The organism is Rhodococcus sp. T2V, from assembly GCF_029269925.1.
GTDB classification, from domain to species: domain Bacteria; phylum Actinomycetota; class Actinomycetes; order Mycobacteriales; family Mycobacteriaceae; genus Rhodococcus_F; species Rhodococcus_F koreensis.
Genome location: NZ_JARJBD010000014.1, coordinates 54,883 through 74,505, shown reverse-complemented (window position 1 = coordinate 74,505; position 19,623 = coordinate 54,883). Strand labels below are relative to the sequence as shown.

Genomic DNA, 19,623 nt, shown 5'->3' with positions numbered 1-19,623 from the left:
CAATCGAGAACCATGCAGGCCAATCGACAATTCAGACCGGGTTCAGGTCCCGCCAGGATCATGATGGTGGCGAGGAGTTGAAATGCGAGTACTGGTGGTCGACGACGAGAGACGGCTTGCCACTGGCCTACGCAGGGGTCTCGAGGCCGAGGGATTCGCGGTCGACGTCGCCTACAACGGGACCGATGGCCTGTGGATGGCCCAGGAGAACGACTTCGATGCCATCGTTCTCGACGTCATGTTGCCGGGGCTCAACGGCTATCGGGTATGTGCGGAACTGCGCACCCAGCATATTTGGACGCCGATCCTGATGTTGACGGCGAAGGACGGCGAGTGGGACGAGGTAGAGGCGCTCGACACCGGCGCAGACGACTACCTCACGAAACCGTTCTCGCACGCGGTGCTGGTTGCCCGGTTGCGGGCGCTTGTTCGGCGCGGTGCACCCGAGCGGCCCGCGACGCTGTCGGCCGGCGATCTGTGGCTCGACCCCGCAGCGAGACGGGTCCGGCGGGGAGATGTGGACGTCCCCCTGACCGCTCGCGAGTTCGCACTGCTGGAGTTCCTGCTTCGCAGATCCGGCGAGGCGGTGACCAAACAACAAGTACTGGCACACGTGTGGGACGACAATTTCGAAGGGGATCCGAACATTGTCGAGGTGTATGTCGGGCGGCTGCGCAACAAGCTCGACCGCCCGTTCGGTCGTGCTGCGATAGAGACGGTCCGGGGCTTTGGCTATCGTCTGGTGTCCGATGGCGGATGACCGTGGTTCGGTCCTGCGAAGGCTTCGTGCGCGGCTCGGCACGGTTCGGTTCCGCACCACCCTGGCAGCGGTCGTCATCGTCGGTATCGCACTGCTCGCCGGTGCGATCGTGCTGGTCGCTGCGCTGCGGAACACGCTGATCGCCGAGGTCGTCGATGTTTCCGGGGAACAGGCTCAGGAGTTCGCGTCAGCGCTGGAATTCGGCCTCGGCCAACCTGACCTCGATATCGCGGCGGCGGACGAACAGCTGGTGCAGGTTCTCGACGCGTCCGGCGCGGTGGTGCGATCGAGCCGAGCCATCGCCGGTGAGCCCGCCGTGGCACGGTTGCAGCCTGGCGCGTGGACACGATTCACGCCGTCGGTAGACGAGGACGAGTTCATCGCCGTCGCCGCACCGGCGAATACTACGGACGGTCCTCTCGTCGTCATCGTCGCCAGGCCTCTCGTCGGGGTCTCGGAGACGACGAGGCAGGTTGAGCGAATGCTTCAGATCGGCCTCCCGGCGCTGCTCGCGCTCGTTGCAGCAACGACCTGGTACATGAGTGGGCGGGCGCTGGCGCCGGTGGAACGCATACGGAGTGATGTCGACGAGATCTCTGCGGCGGCGTTGCACCGCCGGGTGCCCGTACCCGCGGGAGGAGACGAGATCGCTCGTCTCGCCGCGACGATGAACCGCATGCTCGGCCGCCTCGAGCACGCGGCGCAGACCCAGCACCGGTTCATCTCCGACGTCTCTCACGAGCTGCGGTCACCCGTTGCCGCCATCCGGCACCGTGCCGAGGTGGCACTGGCCCACCCGGACAAGACCGACGCCACCGAATTCGCCGAAACGGTGCTCGCCGAGAATCTGCGCGTACAGCGCCTCGTCGAGGACCTCCTGTTGCTTGCCCGCGTGGACGAGAACGCATTGCGCCTGCATCGTGAACCAGTCGACCTCGACGACCTGGTGTTCGAGGAAGCCGATCGGCTCCGGTCCGACACCGGCATCGAGGTCGACACCAGCGGCGTATCGGGTGGACAGCTCATCGGCGACAGCGCCGCCCTGCGCCGGCTGCTGCGCAACCTCGGGGAGAACGCGACACGTCATGCTCGTCACAGGGTTGCGCTGCGCGTCGTCGAACACGGCGGCACGGTGCGGCTCACCATCGACGACGACGGTCCGGGGATCGCCGAAGAAGACCGCGGGCGGATCTTCGAACGATTCGTGCGGCTCGATGACGCGCGGGCTCGCGACGACGGCGGTAGCGGACTCGGTCTCGCGATCGTCGCCGAACTCGCTCGCGCACACGGCGCCGAAATCACCGTCGGGCGTAGCGATCTGGGGGGAGCACGGTTCGAGCTCGTGTTTCCGGCCGCGACCTGAATCCCGTCGGCGGCATTCAGCTTCTGGTCAGCACAGGCGGAGCAGACTCGGAGCCGACCGCCGGACCTCGGCGATTCTTCAGCAGAGGAGCGCGTCATGAAGCGAACGACCAAATGGGTCGTCGGGGCGGTGGCCTCAGTGGCCATCGCCGCCGGGAGCGTGGGCATCGCTGTCGCCGGCGGCGACGACAGCGAGACGCCCATTCCGCCCGGAACGGCGCTGGATCAGGCCACTGCGGCGGCGTTGGCGCACACCGGTGGCGGCACCGTTACCGCTACCGAGATCGGGGACGAGGAAAGCCAGTACGAAGTGGAGGTCACTCTGGCCGACGGCAGGCAGGTGGACGTGCAACTCGACGCCGCGTTCAACGTCGTGGGCGACAAGACCGACGCACCGGGCGCGGACGAGGAAGCGCCGGGCAACTGAGCCGTGGGCAAGGGTCATCTCGCGAGCGCATCAGGGAGTCCCGTCACATCGCGACACCGATGTATTTGGTCTCGAGGAACTCGTCGATGCCGGTGGTCCCGCCCTCGCGTCCGAGCCCGGATTCCTTGACGCCGCCGAACGGTGCGGCCGGGTTCGACACCACACCCTGGTTGAGTCCGACCATGCCCGACTCCAGCGCCTCGCACACGCGGATGCCGCGCTTGAGGCTCTCGGTGTACACGTAGGCCACCAGCCCGTACGGGGTGTCGTTGGCGCGCTCGACGGCCTCGGCCTCGGTCTCGAACGTGCTGATCGCGGCGACCGGGCCGAAGATCTCGTTGTGGCACATCTCGGCGTCGTCGGGGACGCCCGTCAGCACCGTCGCCGGGTAGAAGTTGCCCGGGCGGTCGAGTGCCTCGCCTCCGGTGAGTACGGTGGCGCCGCGGTCGATCGCGTCCGCGACGAGGCTGCTCACCTTGGCGACGGCGGCCTCGTCGATCAGCGGTCCGACGACGACGCCGTCCTCGGTGCCGCGCCCGACGGGCAGGGCCTCCATCCGCTGCGTGAGCTTGCGGGTGAATTCCTCGGCGACCGAACTGTGCACGAGGATACGGTTGGCGGCCGTGCAGGCCTGGCCGATGTTGCGCATCTTCGCGGCCATCGCGCCGTCGACGGCGTCGTCGAGATTCGCGTCGTCGAACACGAGGAACGGCGCGTTGCCGCCGAGTTCCATGGACGTGCGCATCACGGTGCGGGCGCACAGTTCGAGCAGATGCTTCCCGACCTTGGTCGAACCGGTGAACGAGAGCTTGCGGGCCCGGCCGTCGAGGATGAGGGGGGTGATGACCTCGTCGGGGCTGGACGTGGTGACGACGTTGACGACGCCGTCCGGCAGCCCGGCCTCGGTGAGGATGTCGGCGAGCGCCAGGATCGACAGCGGCGTCTGGGCGGCCGGTTTGATGACGGACGTGCACCCGGCGGCGATCGCGGGCCCGATCTTGCGGGTGCCCATCGCCATCGGGAAGTTCCACGGGGTGATGAGCAGGCTCGGACCGACGGGCTGTTTGGTGACGAGGAATCGCGATCCGCCGCCCGGCGCCGTCGTGTAGCCGCCGTCGATGCGGACGGCTTCCTCGGCGAACCAGCGGAAGAACTCTGCGGCATAGGCGATTTCACCACGGGCTTCCGTGAGCGGTTTGCCCATCTCGAGCGTCATGACGAGCGCGAGCCGGTCGACGTTCTCGAGCAGCAGACGGTGCGCGTTCATGAGGATGATGCTGCGTTCGCGGGGCGTGGTGGCCGCCCACGACGGTTGCGCGGCCACCGCGGCGTCGAGCGCCTCGCGGGCCTCCGCGGCGTCGGCGTCGGCGACCGTGCACAGGAGTTGTCCGGTGGACGGGTCGTGGACCGGCATGGTGCGCGCGCTGTCACGCCACTTGCCGCCGATGAACAGGCCGGTCTGCACCGATCCGATTGCTGCGTCCTCGAGCATGATTTTTCCCCGTTCTCCGTTGCCGTAGGGACGGTCCCCATGTTATACAGATTGTCAACAATCTGACAATGCACTTGCCGACATTCGAAGGCATCTACGCGTGGGAGGGTTACCCGTGACTCGGCTATCTCCACTGCTCGCTCAGGCCACACCCGTGACGGTCGATCACGGTGAAGGTTGTTACCTCTACGGCACCGACGGCCGCCGCTATCTCGACTTCACCGCGGGTATCGGCGTCACCAGTACCGGGCACTGCCACCCCCACGTCGTCGAGGCCGCCCGCAGGCAGGTCGGCTCCCTGATCCACGGCCAATACACCACGGTCATGCACCAGCCGATGCTCGAACTCGTCGACCGCCTGGGGTCGGTGCTGCCCGAAGGGCTCGACTCGCTGTTCTTCGCGAACTCCGGAAGCGAGGCCGTGGAGGCGTCGCTGCGACTGTCCCGGCAGGCGACCGGCAGGCCCAACGTGATCGTCTTCCACGGCGGATTCCACGGACGCACCGTCGCGACGGCGACGATGACCACGTCCGGTACCCGGTTCTCGGCCGGCTTCAGCCCGCTGATGGGCGGCGTGCACGTGGCACCGTTCCCCAACGCGTACCGCTACGGCTGGTCCGAGGAGGAGGCCACCGCGTTCGCGCTCAGGGAACTCGACTACATCTTCGCGACGCTCACCGCGCCGAACGAGACGGCCGCGTTCGTCGTCGAACCGGTGCTCGGCGAGGGCGGGTACGTGCCCGGCAACACCACGTTCTTCCAGGGGCTCCGTGAGCGCGCCGACCGCTACGGCATCCTGCTCGTCATCGACGAGATCCAGACCGGGTTCGGTCGCACCGGCGAGTTCTTCGGGCACCAGCACTTCGACGTCCGCCCCGACATCATCACCATCGCCAAGGGTCTGGCCAGCGGCTTCCCGCTGTCGGGTATCGCGGCGTCCGAGGAGCTGATGTCCAAGGGCTGGCCGGGGTCGCAGGGCGGGACGTACGGCGGCAACGCCGTCTCCTGCGCGGCCGCGATCGCGACGCTCGAGGTGATCGAGAAGGAAGACCTCGTCGCCAACGCCGCTGCCCGGGGCGCGCAGTTGCTCGACGGTGCCCGCCGGAAGGCCATCGACGGGATCGGTGACGTCCGCGGCCTCGGGCTGCTCGTGGGCAGCGAGTTCACGGCCGCCGACGGCACCGCGGACCGTGCGAAAGCGGCTGCGGCGCAGCAACTGGCAGCGAAGAAGGGGCTGCTGCTGTTGACCTGCGGCGCCCACATGAACGTGGTACGGATGATTCCACCGCTCATCGTGACGGCAGACCAGATCGAGGACGCCCTGAAGATCTGGTCCGAGGTGCTCGACGAAGTGTGACCAGCACCCGTGAGTACTTGTTAACCGCGGGCGGTTAACAAGTACTCACGGGCTCCGAAGGAGGCATACATGGCTCGCTACATCACCATCACCCTGGACAAGCGCGGCGTCACGTGCCGCGCCCGGCTTCTCGACGAGGACGCACCACTCACGTGCGACGCGGTGTGGGACGTCCTTCCGCAGAGCGGCGACGCGTACCACGCCAAGTACGCGCGCAACGAGGTGTACACGCTGATCCCGCGGATCACGGCGGCACCGCGGCGGGAAAATCCCACCGTCACACCGATTCCCGGTGACGTGTGCCTGTTCGACTTCGAGCCCTGGGAGATCGGCAATTCCGCTTACGGGTACGAGCCCGGCTCCGAGGCGCACGCCGCACAGGGCGCCACCGACCTCGCGATCTTCTACGGCCGCAACAACCTGCTGCTCAACGGCGACGTCGGCTGGGTGCCCGGCAACGTGTTCGCCGCCATCGAGGAGGGGCTGCCGGAACTGGCGGCCGCGTGCAACGACCTCTGGATGCGCGGCGTCGAGGGCGAGACGATGAGCTTCGCGCGGGCCTGACTCGACCGGTCCAGCGTCTGCGGGATGGCCCTCGACGACGTTCGGGGGCATCCGCCACCATCGGACGGTATGAAGCTGGACATCCATCAGATCGACGCGTTCGCCGCCGGACCGTTCGAGGGCAACCCGGCGGCGATCATGCCGCTGACCGAGTGGCTGGACGACGCGGTTCTCCAGCAACTCGCCGAAGAGAACAATCTGTCCGAGACGGCGTTCTACACCGCGCGCCTTCCCACGGACGCGACGCCTCACGACCCGGAACGTCCGGCGTATCACCTGCGGTGGTTCACGCCGGCGGTCGAGGTGGATCTGTGCGGTCATGCGACGCTCGCCGCCGCCGCGCAGATCCTCGAGGACGTGCATCCGGACGCCGACCGGATCCAGTTCTGGACGCGCAGCGGCTGGCTGACCGTCGATCGGGGACCGGACGCCACGCTGGTGATGGATTTCCCGGCCGAGGCGCCGGTGCCGACCGCCGCCGATCCCCGGGTCGTCGCAGCACTCGGCATCCCGATGCGGGAGTGCCTGAAGGCCACCGACCTCGTGTTCGTCGCGGAATCCGAACACGACATCGCGTCGATGACCCCCGACTTCACCGTGATCAGCCCGCTGAAGGTGCGCGGCGTCGTCGTCACCGCGGCATCGGACGCGGGCGGGGTCGACTTCGTGTCGCGATGGTTCGGTGCCGCGGCCGGCGTGAAGGAAGACCCGGTGACCGGTTCCGCGCACTCGCAGATCGCGCCGTACTGGGCTGCCACGCTGGGGCGTGGCAGCCTCGTCGGACGGCAACTGTCGGCGCGCGGCGGAACCGTTCACTGCGACGTGCGCGGCAACCGCGTCCACCTGTCCGGGGCGTACCGGCGGTACCTCAGGGGCACCGTCGAGTTCTAGCGCTGGCTGAAGACCTCCGCGTACAGCGTCTCGATCTGCTCGGCGGTGGGCGCGACCGGGTTGTTGCCGGGTGATCCGGACGCCAGCGCCTGCTCTGCCATCAAGGGGACCAGGCCGTCCCAGGCGTCGCGATCGATCCCGTATTCGAGCGGGGTCGGCACCTTCAGATCGTGACACAGCGTGCTCAGCGTCTCGACGAGGAACTGCGCGGCCACGGAATCGCCGGCCGATTCCGATGCGGCGCCGAACGCCCGCGCGCAGTCGGCGTAGCGGCTCTCCGCGCCCTGCACGGAGAACGCCGTGATCGCGGGAAGAAGCATGGCATTCGACAGTCCGTGTGCGACATGGAAATGCGCACCGATCGGCCTGCTCATCCCGTGGACCAGCGCCACGCTCGAGTTGGAGAACGCCATGCCGGCCTGGGTGGACGCGACCATCATCGCTTCTCGCGCGGTGCGGTTCTCACCGTCTGCGTAGGCCGTGCGGATGTGCTTGCCGATGGTGTGGATCGCGGCGAGAGCGAGCCCATCGGTGAACGGCTGGGCCTTCTTGCTGACGTATGCCTCGATGGCGTGGGTGAGTGCATCGATTCCGGTGTCGGCGGTCAGCCGTGGTGGCATCGACATCGTGAGTTCGAAATCCACGATCGCGGCGATCGGCAGGAACGACAGTCCCGGACACAGCATCTTCTCGTCGGACGCACTGTCGCTGATGACGGTGAACTGCGTCGCTTCGGAGCCGCTCCCGGCGGTGGTCGGGATCGCGATGATCGGTAGCGCCTTCCCGGTGTACACGTGAGGTGCCTTGTACGAGCGCATCTCGCCGCCGTTCGCGGACAGCACGGCCAGCGCCTTCGCGGTGTCCATCGGACTGCCGCCACCGAATCCGATCACCGAATCCGCCCGGTGTTCGGCGACGATCCTCAGCCCGTCCGCCAAGGAATCGGTGGTGGGGTCGGGCACCGTGCCGTCGAACAGGGCCGGATCCTTGCCCGCCGACCTCAGGAGGGCCATCACCCGGTCGGCTGCGCCGGTGCCGACGAGGTAGGAGTCGGTGACGAGAACCGGTCTCTGCAGACCCAATTGGTCGACGACCGAGCCGATCTCGTCGACTGCTCCGGCCCCGATCCGGGCGAACCGGGGGAGTGAGAGGTGTGCGCTCATGCGAGAGGTTCCTTACGCGTTCTGGGGGAATCCGAGGTTGAGTCCGCCGTGGCTGGGGTCGAGCCAGCGGGTGGTGACGACCTTGCCGCGGGTGAAGAAGTGGACGCCTTCGGCGCCGTGGGCGTGGGTGTCGCCGAACAGGGAGTTCTTCCAGCCGCCGAAGGAGTAGTAGGCCATCGGGACGGGGATGGGGACGTTGATGCCGACCATGCCGACCTCGACCTCGTTCTGGAATCGGCGGGCGGCGCCGCCGTCGTTGGTGAAGATGGCGGTGCCGTTGCCGAACTGGCTGGAGTTCACCAGTTCGAGGGCCTCGTCGTAGGAGTCGACGCGGATGACGGACAGGACGGGTCCGAAGATTTCGTCGGTGTAGACGGACATGTCGGTGGTGACGTGGTCGATGAGGGTGGGTCCGAGCCAGAACCCGTCCTTACCGCCGTTCGGCTGGACCTGTCGGCCGTCGACGACGATGGTGGCGCCGGCGCCTTCGCCGGCATCGATGTAGGAGGCGACCTTGTCGCGGTGCACCTTGGTCACCAACGGGCCCATGTCCGAGTCTTTGGTGCCGTCGCCGATCTTCAACGTGTTGGTGCGCTCTTCGATCTTGGCGACGAGTTCGTCGGCGATGTCGCCGACCGCGACCAGCGCGCTGATGGCCATGCACCGCTCACCCGCGGATCCGAAGCCGGCGTTGACCATGGCGTCGGCGGCGAGGTCGAGGTCGGCGTCGGGCAGGACGATGGCGTGGTTCTTCGCCCCGCCCAATGCCTGGACGCGCTTGCCGTGGGCGGTGCCGGTGGCATACACGTACTGGGCGATGGGGGTGGACCCCACGAAGGAGATCGCCTTGACGGCGGGGTTGGTGAGGAGTTCGTCGACGGACGTCTTGTCGCCCTGGAGGACGTTGAACACGCCGGCGGGGAGTCCGGCTTCGGCCCAGAGTTCGGCCATCCAGATGGCGGCGGTGGGGTCTTTCTCCGACGGCTTCAACACCACCGTGTTGCCGGTGGCGATGGCGATGGGGAAGAACCACATCGGGACCATGGCGGGGAAGTTGAAGGGGGAGATGATGCCGACCGGGCCGACGGGTTGACGGATGGAGGCGACGTCGATGTTGGTGGAGGCGTTTTCGGTCATGCCGCCCTTGAGCAGGTGCGCGATGCCGCAGGCGAATTCGACGACCTCTTGACCGCGGCTGACCTCGCCGAGGGCGTCGGAGACGACCTTGCCGTGTTCGGAGGTGATGATCTCGGCGAGTTCGCCCTTGCGTTCGTTGAGCAGTTCGCGGAATTTGAAGATGATCTGGGTGCGCTTGGCGAGGGAGGTGTCGCGCCAGGTGGGGAAGGCGGCGGCGGCGGCGTCGATGACGGTGCGGGCGTCTTCGACGCTGGCCAGGGCGACCTCACCGGTGACGGCACCGGTCGCCGGGTTGGTGACCGGCGCCGTGTTGCCGCTGGTACCGGGGAAGGTCTTGTTGTCGAACCAATGGGAGATGACGGCCATGGGATGTACTCCTGGAAAGGTGGGGTGACCACGAGTCTGCTGGGCAACAATGCCTGCGTCAACGGGTAAAATGGCACTTCGGACTGCAGATTTGCACGAGGGTGAGGGCGATGTTTACCGCAGACAACATGCGTTACCTCCTGGAGTTGTCGAGAACCGGTCGCCTCGCCGACGCGGCGAAGCGGCTCGGTGTCGATCACACGACCGTCTCGCGGAGAATCACCCGCCTCGAGAAAGACACGGGCACGAGGCTTTTCGACCGCGGGGTGTCGGGATGGCAGCTCACCGAAGCGGGCAGACGGCTGGTACCCCACGCGGAAGCGGTGGAGACCGCGGTGCTCGCCGCACTCGACGAGACGTCGTCGCGGGGCGGGCTGACGGGTACCGTCCGGATCATCACGCCCGACGGTTTCGGGTCGTTCGTGCTGGTGCCGGGTCTCGCGGCGGTGCGGTCCGAGCACCCCGATCTGTTCACCGAACTCGTCACGTCGACCACCCACGACCTGCTGACCGGGCGTGACTTCGACATCGCCGTCACCCTCGAACGACCGTCGCCGCGGTCCGTCGTGGTCCGCAAACTGGCGGAGTACGACCTCCGCCTGTACGCGTCACGGCACTACCTGAGCGAGCACGACCCCATCACGGCCCTCGAGGATCTGCGCCATCACACGCTGATCTGGTACGTGGACGCGTTCCTCGACGTCGAACCGCTGCGCATCCTCGACGCGCTGATTCCGGATTTCCAGGCGCAGATCCAGACCAACAACATCGCCGGCCACTACCAGGCGGTGAAGCACGGCGTGGGGATCGCGCCACTGCCGAGTTATATCGGGGCGCTCGACGAGGATCTCGTGCCGATCCTCACCGGCGACTTCATCGCCCACCGCACCTACTGGCTGGTGGTGCCGCGGGAACTGACCCGCCTGGCCCGGGTCAAGGCGATCACCGAGGCGCTCTACTCCATCGTCGACGGCAATCCCGAACTGCGCGGCGCAGCAGGGTAAGTAGCCGGTGGCGCACGAACGACTGGTCCGCGACGGCGATGCCGAAGACGCGGGCCAGGTCGTGGAGATCAGCCCCAGCGGGGTCGCGTCAGCGGCCGCTGGCGTAGTTGAGCAGTCCCCGCGGGCTGATGCCTGCGCGCATCTGGCCGTCCCTGGTTCGGGTCACGGCACTGGTCATTCCGAGTGACCACTCTTCGGAAACATCGATGATGTGGCCGCGTCGTTCGAGTTCGTTGCGAGTGGCGAGCGGTATCCGAGCCTCGACGCGCACGACCTTGGGGCTGGAGGCTCTCGCCATGAACGAAGAGGGGAAATGCAGACTGTTCCAGGTGGGGGAATCGACGGCCTCCTGCAGGTTCATGCCGTGGTGGATGTGATTGAGCAGGAAGATGAGGGGCCATTGGTCTTGCATGTCGCCGCCGGGCGTACCGAATGCCATGTACGGCTCGCCGTCGCGAAGCGCGAGCGAGGGTGAGAGTGTGGTGCGCGGGCGCTTTCGGGGTTCGATGGAGTTGGGGAGCCCGGCCTCCAAGTTGAAGATCTGTCCGCGGATACCGACTGCGAAGCCGAGGTCGGGAACGAGTGGTGCGCCCCACAAGAATCCCCCGCTGGGCGTCACCGAGGCCAGATTGCCCCACCTGTCTACGACGTCGATGTGTACGGTGTCGCCGTTGGTCCGACCTGAGCCGGGAACGATGTACGGGATAGGGAGGTGCTCGCCGCCCGGGTCGAGTGGTTCGTGAACGAACCGGGGCAAGCGGGGAATCTTCCCGTTGATCCGCCCTGGAACCAGTTCGCCGCTGGCGGTGCCGGTGATGAGACGTCGACGGTCGTCGTTGTAGGCGGCGCTGAGTAGGTGATCGATTGGGACATCGGTGAAATCGGGGTCACCGTAGTACGCCTCCCGATCTGCGAAGGCCAGCTTGGCAGCCTCGACGAACGTATGGATGAAGTCGGGCCCCAGCGGATCCATCGCAGCGAGATCGAAACCCCGGAGCAGCGCGAGCTGTTGGAGCAACACGGGCCCCTGGCTCCACGGCTGAGGCTTGGCGAGGGTGTAGCCGTGATAGTCGTAGGTGACGGGCCGTTCGATGGTGGGTTGCCATTCGGCGACGTCTTGGCCGGTCAGGAAGCCACGGTGCTCGGTGCCGGTACTGTCCATCGCCGGCACCGAGAGGTGCTTGTCGATGGCATCGGCGACGAACCCGCGATACCAGATGTCGCGGGCGGCGGCGATCTGGCCGTCGCGATCCGGGGTGCGGGCTTCTGCCTCGTGCAGAACACGTTCGAACGTCGCGGCGAGCGGCTTGTTGGTGAAACGCTCACCGGCAGCGGGGACCCGGCCGCCGGGCAGGTAGACCTCGGCGGTGGAATGCCAATGCGTACGGAATCGATCCTGGGCATCGTTGATGACCAGCGAGGTGAGCGGGGTGGTGGGGAACCCGGCGCCGGCGTATCCGATGGCATAGTCGAGGACATCGCGCAGTCGCATCGTGCCATAGCGCTCCAGCAGTAGGGTGAGCGTGCCGAACATGGCGGGAACGCACGCGGGAAGGTGGCCGTCCTGTGGGACGTAGCCGACACCGAGATCGCGGAGGGCATCACCGGTCAAGGTGGCAGGGGAGGGGCCCTGGCCGTTGACGACGAACGTGTCACCGGTAGCGGCATGGTGGGCGACAATCGGCACTTCGCCGCCCGGCCCGTTCTGGTCGGGTTGGACTACTTGCAGCACGAACGCGGCCGCGACGGCGGCGTCGAAGGCGTTTCCGCCGCGCTCGAGGACGGCCATGCCAGATTGTGAGGAGAGCCAATGGCTGGCTGTGACCATGCCGAGAGTGCCGGTGAGTTCGGGGCGAGTGGTGAACACGATGATCCTTTGGTCGGCGGTTCGATGGGAGCGCGCTGAGCGGACGATGACGGCTAGAGGGTCACGGGTCGGCCGTGAAGTTCGGCGTTGAGGTCGCGGCCCCGCACCTCGGGCAGGAGCAGAACGGAGCCGACGTTGAGTACGCCGAGCACCGCAAGAAATCCGGCGAGCAGCCACGGCTCACCACCGGTGGCGGCGACCATCGCGGCGGCGATGAAAGGCATCGCCCCACCGAGGATGGTCTGCATCTGATAGACGAAGGAGATTCCACTGCAGCGAATTGCGGTGGGAAACAGCTCGGTCAAGGTGGCGGGCATCGGACCTTCGATGAGCGCGCCGGCGATCGGCCAGGCGATGATGACTCCGAGGATGATCGAAGGACCGGTGCCGAGGTGCATGAGGGTGAAACCGACGGTCGGCGAGATGGTCATGATGGCCGCTCCGGCGAGAAGGACCGGTCGTCGACCGACGCGGTCCGACAAGGTCGCTGTCAGGGGCATCAGGGCGAACAGGACGGCATTCGCGATCAGACCACACAGCAGTGCGACAGTGCGTGAGCCGCCGATCTCGGTGGTCACGTACGACACAGCGAAGACTGTGAATACATTCGCCACGGGTGCGTCCACTAGGCGCGCACCCAGCGCGCGCAGCATGAGCCATTTGTGGTGACGCATCAGTTCTGCGACGGGGACATGGTCGGGCTCGCGGTGCATGGCCTCTTTGAAGACATCGGAGTCGTCGAGCTTGCGGCGGAAGTACAGACCGAAGCCGACCACGACGATGCTGAGCAGGAACGGGATTCGCCATCCCCAGTCGAGGAACTGCTCTTCGGGCATGGCAGCGAAGGCGAAGAACACCAGCGATGAGAGCACCGATCCGGCGGGGCCACCCATGATGGCCGAACTGGACCAGAAGCCGCGGCTGCGAGCGGGTGCTTCCTCTGCGGCGATCAGGGCTGCTCCGCCGAATTCCCCTCCGACCGCGACGCCTTGGATCACTCGGCACAGCACCAAGGCGACGACGGACCAGATGCCGATGGACTCGTAGGTGGGCAGGAGACCGACCGCGACGGTGGCAACGCCCATCAGCGCCATGGTCAACAGCAGCATGCTCTTGCGTCCGACTCGATCGCCGATGTGGCCGAAGACCAGACCGCCGAGCGGGCGTACGACGAAGCCGATGCCGAAGGTGGCGAATGCCGCCAAGAGCCCGACCGTTGTGCTGCTGGAGGCGAAGAAGAGCGGCTGGAAGACCAACGAGGCGGCCCAGCCGTAGAGGCCGAAGTCGTACCACTCGAGCAGCCCACCCATGAAGGCGCTGAAAGAGTTGCGGCGCATCAGTCGCCGGGTTTCGTCGGGGCTTCTTACGGTCGTGCGAGCTGCGTCGGGTGTGTCGGTCACGGGAGCGCTCGGCGGTGAGTCTGGCATGGTTCACTCCGTTCTGAGACCTCCGCCACATCGGGCGGGGTGAATGCAACTCTTGATCACCACCGTCTATGCGTCAAATGAGCATTTTTGAGATATACATGCATCATGCGCATGGAGTTGGGTCAGGTCGAGGCAATGGTGGCGGTCGTGGAGCACGGCTCCTTCTCTGCAGCGGCCCGCGCGCTGCATCTGACTCAACCCGCGTTGTCGCGACGGATTGCCTCATTGGAGTCGGCTACCGGTTTGCGTCTTTTCCACCGTGTGGACCGCACTGTGCGGCTGACCGCAGAGGGACAGGCGCTTCTCCCTTTTCTGCGCCGGATCATGGGTGTGCAGATCGACGCCGAAGCAGCAGTCGCGGCGTTGCACGGTGGCGATTCGGGTGAGTTGCAGGTGGCGGCATTGCCGTCCATGGTGGTGACCGATATGGCGCCGATCGTTGCGGCGTTTCATCGTGCGTACCCTCAGGTGGATCTGCAAATCAGTGCCGTGACCGACACCGATGAAGCCGCCAAACTGGTCGCCGAGGCGCGCTGTGACGTGGCGCTGTCCGACCTGGAAGTCCCCTACCCGGGGCTGGCGACCGTGCCACTGCGCCGAACAACCCTGATGGCTGTATTTCCGCCCGGCACCACGCTTTCCGGGGCCGGGGCCGGGGCAGGCTCAGGCCCGCCTGTCGTGCAAGCAGTGGATCTGCAGAAGCACACCCTGGTGACATTGCCTTCCGGGACACTGACGCGGACGATCACCGACATGCTGTATCAGCATGTCGGAGCAACCCCGCCGCGCGTGGTGACCACCTCCCAGCGGGATGCCTTGGTCTCGTTCGCCCTGCACGGCGTAGGCGTCACCTTTGTCCCCGACGTCATGGCTGCGAGCGCCGCGGCGGCCGGTGCGGTGGTGGCGGTCAGCGACGCGGGTGTGACACGCACCGTGGGACTGGTGTATCGAGCAGAGGGCCTCGCCCCGACGTTATCCGCCTTCCTGGAGGTGGCGGCCCGCGCGATTGCACCTTTGCCGGGCAGTATGGTCGCGCCCTCGCCCGGTGGATCCACCGCAGACGCCGATCGCGAGGCACCACCTCGCGAGTCGCCGCATCGCCGGCTACCGTGATTCGCAACGCACGCGGCGCATGCCGGGACGACACCATCGCGAATTCGCCTCTCGTTATCCGCGCGCGCCTGTCCGGGCAGGCGGCGTAGCCTCGTTCGAGGTCGTGCAGTGCTCGCGGCGGATTCGGCGGGCGTGCCGGCGTCGATCATTCTCGGTCATGCCTCCCCAGATACCGTAAGGTTCGCGTGTTGACAGAGCGTGATCACGGCACGACCTCAGCACCGGGCAGTTGCGACAAATCTGCTGCGCCCTCTTCTCTCGCTTCTCGCGGTCCTGACCCCGTTCTTGGTCGGGGGAGAAGAAGACGGTCGATTCGAGCCCGCGGCATGCGGCTGTTTGTCGCCAGTCACCCGGCGTCGATGGTGTGCGTGCGGGCCGCGAGACGGATTCTGCGGTCAGCATGGTTACTCCTCATGTTCGGGAGGCAAACAAGATGGGCGCGGTCGCTCGAGCGGAGGCGGCGAATTAAGTGTTGCCTGTGAAAATTGCTCTGCAATAACGGCTTTTGGTGCCGGGCCGGTGGTGGAACGGACCACGAGTTCGGTGGGCAGTGTGACGTCCCGACCCGTGGCGCCGCCGATGATGTCGAGTAGTAATTGTGCCGCTTCTCGTCCCTTATCGACGAGAGGCTGCCGAATGGTAGTCAGCCCCGCGGCTTTCGCGGATGGGATATCGTCGAATCCGACCACCGACAGGTCCTCGGGCACCCGCAGTCCGCGTTCGTGTGCGACGTCCAGAGCCGCCAGCGCCAGCAGGTCCGATGCGGCGACGATCGCCGTCACCGGCGCAGTGTCCAGCAGCGTTTCCGCAGCCGTCCGCGACAGCTCGTCGTCGAACCCACCGGCCTCGACGACTACAGTGGTGGACCAGGGGACGTCGAATTTTTGGCAGGCGGATCGGTATCCGGTGAGTCGTTCTCGCATCACATGATCACGGGTCATTTCGAAACGCGCAGCATCGACAAGTCCGCCTGTGCCATCGGGGACGAGCCGATCGACGAGGAAACCGATGCGTCGATGATCGAGCGCGAGCAGGTACTCCGTAGCCTGCTGGGCCGCCTCCCGATCGTGAATGCCGACCCGTGGCAGGTCGCCGGGGTTTGGGCCGTCGATGACCACGAGGGGGAGATTCCTACTGAGCACCGTCCGCATTCCTGGGTGTCCTTCCGGCATGGCGTAGGCGAGAAAGCCGTCGACCGCGCCGCGCACCAGCACCCCGGAACCTTCCGTTACCCGGGATGATTCGAGAGGGCATGGCAACAGCGACAGTGTGACCTCGGCCAGTTCGCCGATCTCGGAGATACCCTTGAGCAGTTGAGAAGTCGCCGGGTCGTCGAAGGCGTACCGGAGCGAATCGGTGATCATCAGCCCCAACGCACCCACCTGACCAGTCCGCAGATTCCGTCCGGCCGGATTGGGGCCGGCGTACCCGAGGCTTGCGGCAACCTGGAAGATGTGGGCTCGACGGGCCGCCGACAATTTGTGCGGTTGGTTGTACGCATACGAGACCGCAGCCTGAGAGACACCAGCCACTCGTGCGACGTCGCGCATCGTGGTCACCAACGCAGGTCCCTTCCTTGCGCGTCCGGCGTGGTTCAGCAATGCCCGAGTGCCGTCCGACCCCCGGTGAGGAGGGGCCGGACGGCCGAGCGCAACTCGTCGTCGGCACGAATGTCGGTTCAGGACCAGACGCGAGTCGCGAGATCACCCGCGGGGCCACGGACGTCGTTGTCCGCTCCCCATGATGCGGGCGATCAGGTCGGTGATCTTTTCGGGCCTCTACCGTGGATCAACGGGTCGAAGGCGCCGGGACAAGGGGCAGCGAGACAGAACGTGTCAGATTTCCGGGATGCATGACGCTGTCGAGTTGCTCCTTGGTCAGCAGGCCCCGCTCGAGCACGAGTGCGGCGACCGTGCGACCGCTCACAAGCGCCTCGGCGGCGATCGCGGTGGCCGCGGTGTACCCAATGTGCGGGTTGAGTGCGGTCACGACTCCGATGGACGCCTCCACAGTGCGCGCGAGATGCTCGACGTTCGCCTCGATCCCGGCGACGCACCGCTCACGCAGCACGGTGCATCCGCGGGTGAGCAACTCGATCGTTTCGAACAGGCTGTGCGCGATGATCGGCTCGAACGCGTTGAGCTGCAGTTGCCCGCCCTCGGCCGCCATCGTGACGGTCAGGTCGTTTCCGATCACCCGGAAGGCGATCTGGTTCACCACCTCCGGGATCACCGGATTCACCTTGCCCGGCATGATCGACGAGCCGGCCTGCACCGGCGGCAACGTGATCTCGCCGAACCCGGCGCGGGGGCCCGACGACAGCAGCCGTAGGTCGTTGCAGATCTTCGACAGCTTCACCGCGGTGCGCTTGAGCACCCCGGATAGTTGCACGAACGCGCCGACGTCCTGCGTAGCCTCGACGAGGTTCGACGCGGTGATCACGTCGAGTCCGGTGATCGCCGCGAGGTGATCACGCACCCGCCGCGCGTACTCCGGATGGGCGTTGAGGCCGGTGCCGATCGCCGTGCCGCCGAGGTTGATCTCGGAGATGAGCAGTGCCGCCTCGCCGAGTCGCTGGGAATCCTCGTCGATCATCAACGCGAACGTCGCGATTTCCTGCCCGAGGGTCATCGGGACGGCGTCCTGCAGTTGGGTGCGCCCGATCTTGAGAACGTCGGCGAACTCGGTCGACTTCGCCGCGAATTCCTCCGCGAGTTCGGTCATCGCCGCCCGCAGCCGGGTCAGCGCCACCTGCAGCCCCACCTTGAGTGCGGTGGGGTAGACGTCGTTGGTGCTCTGTCCGAGGTTGACGTGCTCGAGCGGGTGCAGGTGCTCGTAGCTGCCGCGGGCGTGGCCGAGCAGTTCGAGCGCCCGGTTGGCGACCACCTCGTTGGCGTTCATGTTGCTGGAGGTACCGGCACCACCCTGGACGACGTCGACAACGAAATGATCGTGCAGGGCGCCGCCCCGGATCTCCGCACATGCTTGGGCGATCGCTTCGGCTTCGCGTGGCGGCAGCAACCCTAAATCGGCATTAGCTTGTGCTGCTGACTGTTTCACTGCAGCCAGCGCCACCACCATATCGGGATGGTTCGACAGTGGAATGCCGGTGATCGGAAAGTTCTCCGTTGCGCGCAGGGTGTGGATCCCGTAGTACGCGTCGGAGGGCACCTCCCGATCACCGAGCAGGTCGTGCTCGAGGCGGCTCATCGGTCCGAGGTCACCCGGGTCGGGATGTTGCCCCACGGCAGCGGCGCGTTCCCGAACTTGGCGGCGCGGAGGTCGCCCGATCGGGCATGGCCCTCGAACTTCTCCAGTCGCGAGACCCGGCCGCAGACCTCGCCCAACTGGGCGCTGGTCTCGAGGTTGCGGACCTCCTGGTAGGTGAGCGTCTTGAGGAACTTGCCCACCCACAGACCGCCGGTGTAGTTGGCGGCTCCCAGGGTGGGGAGGACATGGTTGGTGCCGATCAGCTTGTCGCCGTAGGGGACGCACGTGCCCTCGCCGAGAAACAGCGCGCCGTAGTTCCGCATGGCGGTGAGCGCCTCGCGGGGCTCTTCGGTGAGGATCTGGACGTGCTCGGACGCGAACTTGTCGGCCAGTGCGTACGCCGACGCGAGATCATCGACGACGTGCACCTGGCCGTGGTCGCGCCACGCGGGGCCGGCGATGGCATTGGTCTCCAGGCCGGGAAGCAGTGCCTCGATGTGGTCGAGCGTCGCGCGCCCCACTGCCTCGGACGTGGTGATCAGCACGCACGGTGAATCGGGGCCGTGCTCGGCCTGGCTGAGCAGGTCGACGGCGATGGTGAACGGGTCGGCGTGGTCGTCGGCGACGATGAGCGTCTCGGTCGGTCCGGCGAAGAGGTCGATCCCGACCTCACCGAACAGCTGCCGCTTGGCCTCGGCCACGTACGCGTTGCCGGGGCCGGTCAGGATCGACACCGGGGCGATGGTTTCGGTGCCGAGCGCCAGGGCGGCGATCGCCTGCACGCCGCCGAGGACGAAGATCTCGTCGGCGCCGGCGAGGTGCATGGCGGCGACACTGATCGGCGGTGCCTCGCCGGCGTTCGGCGGCGTCGTCGCCGCGACCCGCTCGACGCCGGCGACCTTCGCGGTCAGAACCGTCATGTGCGCAGACGCGGTGAGTGGGTAGCGCCCGCCGGGCACGTATGCGGCCGCGGCATCGATCGGGACGTTGCGGTGGCCGAGGAAGACGCCCGGCAGGGTTTCGACCTCGATGTCCTGAATCGAATCACGCTGCGCCTGAGCGAAGCCCCGGATCTGCCGCTGCGCGAATCGCAGGTCGTCGAGGACCGTCTCCGGAACCGAGCCGATGATCGAGCGAACCTGATCCTCGCTGAGACGGAACGATTCCGGGGACCAGCCGTCGAACTTCTCGGAGTACTTGCGCACGGCAGATTCGCCGTTGGCACGAACGTCGGCAATGACGGCCGCGACGGTGTCGACGACGGCGGAATTGCTGGACCGCTGTGCCGGTTCGCCGACGGCGGCCTTGAGAACGAATGACATGGATGCTTCCTTGGCGTCGCGGGGATGGAACTGCTTGGTCCAAGCATCCTGGTGTGACACCGAACGCAACAGGCGCAAAGCGGGCACACTTTGTGGATGGAAGTGCACATTGTGTTTAGTCTCGACGCCAGGTGCCCTCGCCTGAGCCGGAATTGGATGTA

Annotated in this window: 17 protein-coding genes; 8 read left to right on the top strand and 9 right to left on the bottom strand. The window is 66.5% G+C overall.

Annotated features, from left to right (window positions below; all coding sequences use genetic code 11):
* Positions 1–82 precede the first annotated feature (82 nt).
* The 3 genes from P3H15_RS14585 (at position 83) to P3H15_RS14575 (ending at position 2,549) form a co-directional block, all read left to right on the top strand.
* A complete protein-coding gene (locus tag P3H15_RS14585; protein ID WP_276137889.1) occupies positions 83–760 on the top strand; it encodes a response regulator transcription factor in 678 nt (225 codons plus the stop codon).
* Positions 750–2,123, top strand: a complete 1,374-nt coding sequence (locus P3H15_RS14580; protein WP_276137888.1) for a cell wall metabolism sensor histidine kinase WalK — start codon at positions 750–752, stop codon at positions 2,121–2,123. The genes P3H15_RS14585 and P3H15_RS14580 overlap by 11 nt, the downstream gene beginning before the upstream one ends.
* Positions 2,124–2,219: 96 nt before the next feature.
* The gene (locus tag P3H15_RS14575) at positions 2,220–2,549 is read left to right on the top strand and encodes a PepSY domain-containing protein (RefSeq protein WP_276137887.1); all 330 of its coding nucleotides are present in this window, start codon (positions 2,220–2,222) and stop codon (positions 2,547–2,549) included.
* A gap of 43 nt (positions 2,550–2,592) precedes the next feature.
* Here the strand turns inward: P3H15_RS14575 and P3H15_RS14570 are convergent, their stop codons facing one another.
* On the bottom strand, positions 2,593–4,041 hold the full coding sequence (locus P3H15_RS14570) for an NAD-dependent succinate-semialdehyde dehydrogenase (RefSeq protein ID WP_276137886.1): 1,449 nt from the start codon (positions 4,039–4,041) through the stop codon (positions 2,593–2,595).
* Between the two features lie 115 nt (positions 4,042–4,156).
* Between P3H15_RS14570 and P3H15_RS14565 the strand changes: the two genes are divergently transcribed.
* From P3H15_RS14565 to P3H15_RS14555, 3 genes are all read left to right on the top strand, one after another.
* Complete coding sequence (locus tag P3H15_RS14565; protein WP_276137885.1) at positions 4,157–5,398, top strand: aspartate aminotransferase family protein; 1,242 nt, start codon at positions 4,157–4,159, stop codon at positions 5,396–5,398.
* A gap of 69 nt (positions 5,399–5,467) precedes the next feature.
* Positions 5,468–5,962 carry a DUF3830 family protein gene (locus tag P3H15_RS14560; protein WP_012691631.1) on the top strand — a complete coding sequence of 165 codons (495 nt, stop codon included), beginning with the start codon at positions 5,468–5,470 and terminating at the stop codon, positions 5,960–5,962.
* A gap of 69 nt (positions 5,963–6,031) precedes the next feature.
* Positions 6,032–6,853: a PhzF family phenazine biosynthesis protein gene (locus tag P3H15_RS14555; protein WP_276137884.1), complete on the top strand. Its 822-nt coding sequence runs from the start codon at positions 6,032–6,034 to the stop codon at positions 6,851–6,853.
* Here the strand turns inward: P3H15_RS14555 and P3H15_RS14550 are convergent.
* Both P3H15_RS14550 and P3H15_RS14545 read right to left on the bottom strand, forming a co-directional pair.
* Complete coding sequence (locus tag P3H15_RS14550) at positions 6,850–8,016, bottom strand: iron-containing alcohol dehydrogenase (protein WP_276137883.1); 1,167 nt, start codon at positions 8,014–8,016, stop codon at positions 6,850–6,852. The genes P3H15_RS14555 and P3H15_RS14550 overlap by 4 nt on opposite strands.
* A 12-nt stretch (positions 8,017–8,028) precedes the next feature.
* A complete protein-coding gene (locus P3H15_RS14545) occupies positions 8,029–9,519 on the bottom strand; it encodes a CoA-acylating methylmalonate-semialdehyde dehydrogenase (RefSeq protein ID WP_276137882.1) in 1,491 nt (496 codons plus the stop codon).
* A gap of 110 nt (positions 9,520–9,629) precedes the next feature.
* On the opposite strand from P3H15_RS14545, the gene P3H15_RS14540 reads away from it, so the two are divergent.
* On the top strand, positions 9,630–10,523 hold the full coding sequence (locus P3H15_RS14540) for a LysR family transcriptional regulator (RefSeq protein ID WP_276137881.1): 894 nt from the start codon (positions 9,630–9,632) through the stop codon (positions 10,521–10,523).
* A gap of 88 nt (positions 10,524–10,611) precedes the next feature.
* Here P3H15_RS14540 and P3H15_RS14535 read toward each other — a convergent pair whose 3' ends face one another.
* Positions 10,612–12,390 (bottom strand): gamma-glutamyltransferase family protein, encoded by a 1,779-nt coding sequence (locus P3H15_RS14535; RefSeq protein WP_276137880.1) that lies wholly within the window; start codon positions 12,388–12,390, stop codon positions 10,612–10,614.
* A gap of 53 nt (positions 12,391–12,443) precedes the next feature.
* Entirely contained in the window at positions 12,444–13,817 is a 1,374-nt protein-coding gene (locus tag P3H15_RS14530) for an MFS transporter (protein ID WP_276137879.1), read from the bottom strand.
* A 105-nt stretch (positions 13,818–13,922) separates the two neighbouring features.
* Here P3H15_RS14530 and P3H15_RS14525 point away from each other — a divergent pair, with 105 nt between their 5' ends.
* Positions 13,923–14,930, top strand: a complete 1,008-nt coding sequence (locus P3H15_RS14525; RefSeq protein WP_276137878.1) for a LysR family transcriptional regulator — start codon at positions 13,923–13,925, stop codon at positions 14,928–14,930.
* A 54-nt stretch (positions 14,931–14,984) separates the two neighbouring features.
* On the opposite strand, the gene P3H15_RS14520 is transcribed toward P3H15_RS14525, so the two are convergent.
* From P3H15_RS14520 to hisD, 4 genes are all read right to left on the bottom strand, one after another.
* Positions 14,985–15,332 carry a WhiB family transcriptional regulator gene (locus tag P3H15_RS14520; protein ID WP_276137877.1) on the bottom strand — a complete coding sequence of 116 codons (348 nt, stop codon included), beginning with the start codon at positions 15,330–15,332 and terminating at the stop codon, positions 14,985–14,987.
* 2 nt (positions 15,333–15,334) lie between these two features.
* Positions 15,335–16,480 (bottom strand): LacI family DNA-binding transcriptional regulator, encoded by a 1,146-nt coding sequence (locus P3H15_RS14515; protein WP_276137954.1) that lies wholly within the window; start codon positions 16,478–16,480, stop codon positions 15,335–15,337.
* Between the two features lie 238 nt (positions 16,481–16,718).
* Positions 16,719–18,140 carry an aspartate ammonia-lyase gene (locus P3H15_RS14510; protein WP_276137876.1) on the bottom strand — a complete coding sequence of 474 codons (1,422 nt, stop codon included), beginning with the start codon at positions 18,138–18,140 and terminating at the stop codon, positions 16,719–16,721.
* On the bottom strand, positions 18,137–19,462 hold the full coding sequence (hisD, locus tag P3H15_RS14505) for a histidinol dehydrogenase (RefSeq protein WP_276137875.1): 1,326 nt from the start codon (positions 19,460–19,462) through the stop codon (positions 18,137–18,139). Before hisD ends, P3H15_RS14510 begins: the two co-directional genes overlap by 4 nt.
* Positions 19,463–19,623 lie beyond the last annotated feature (161 nt).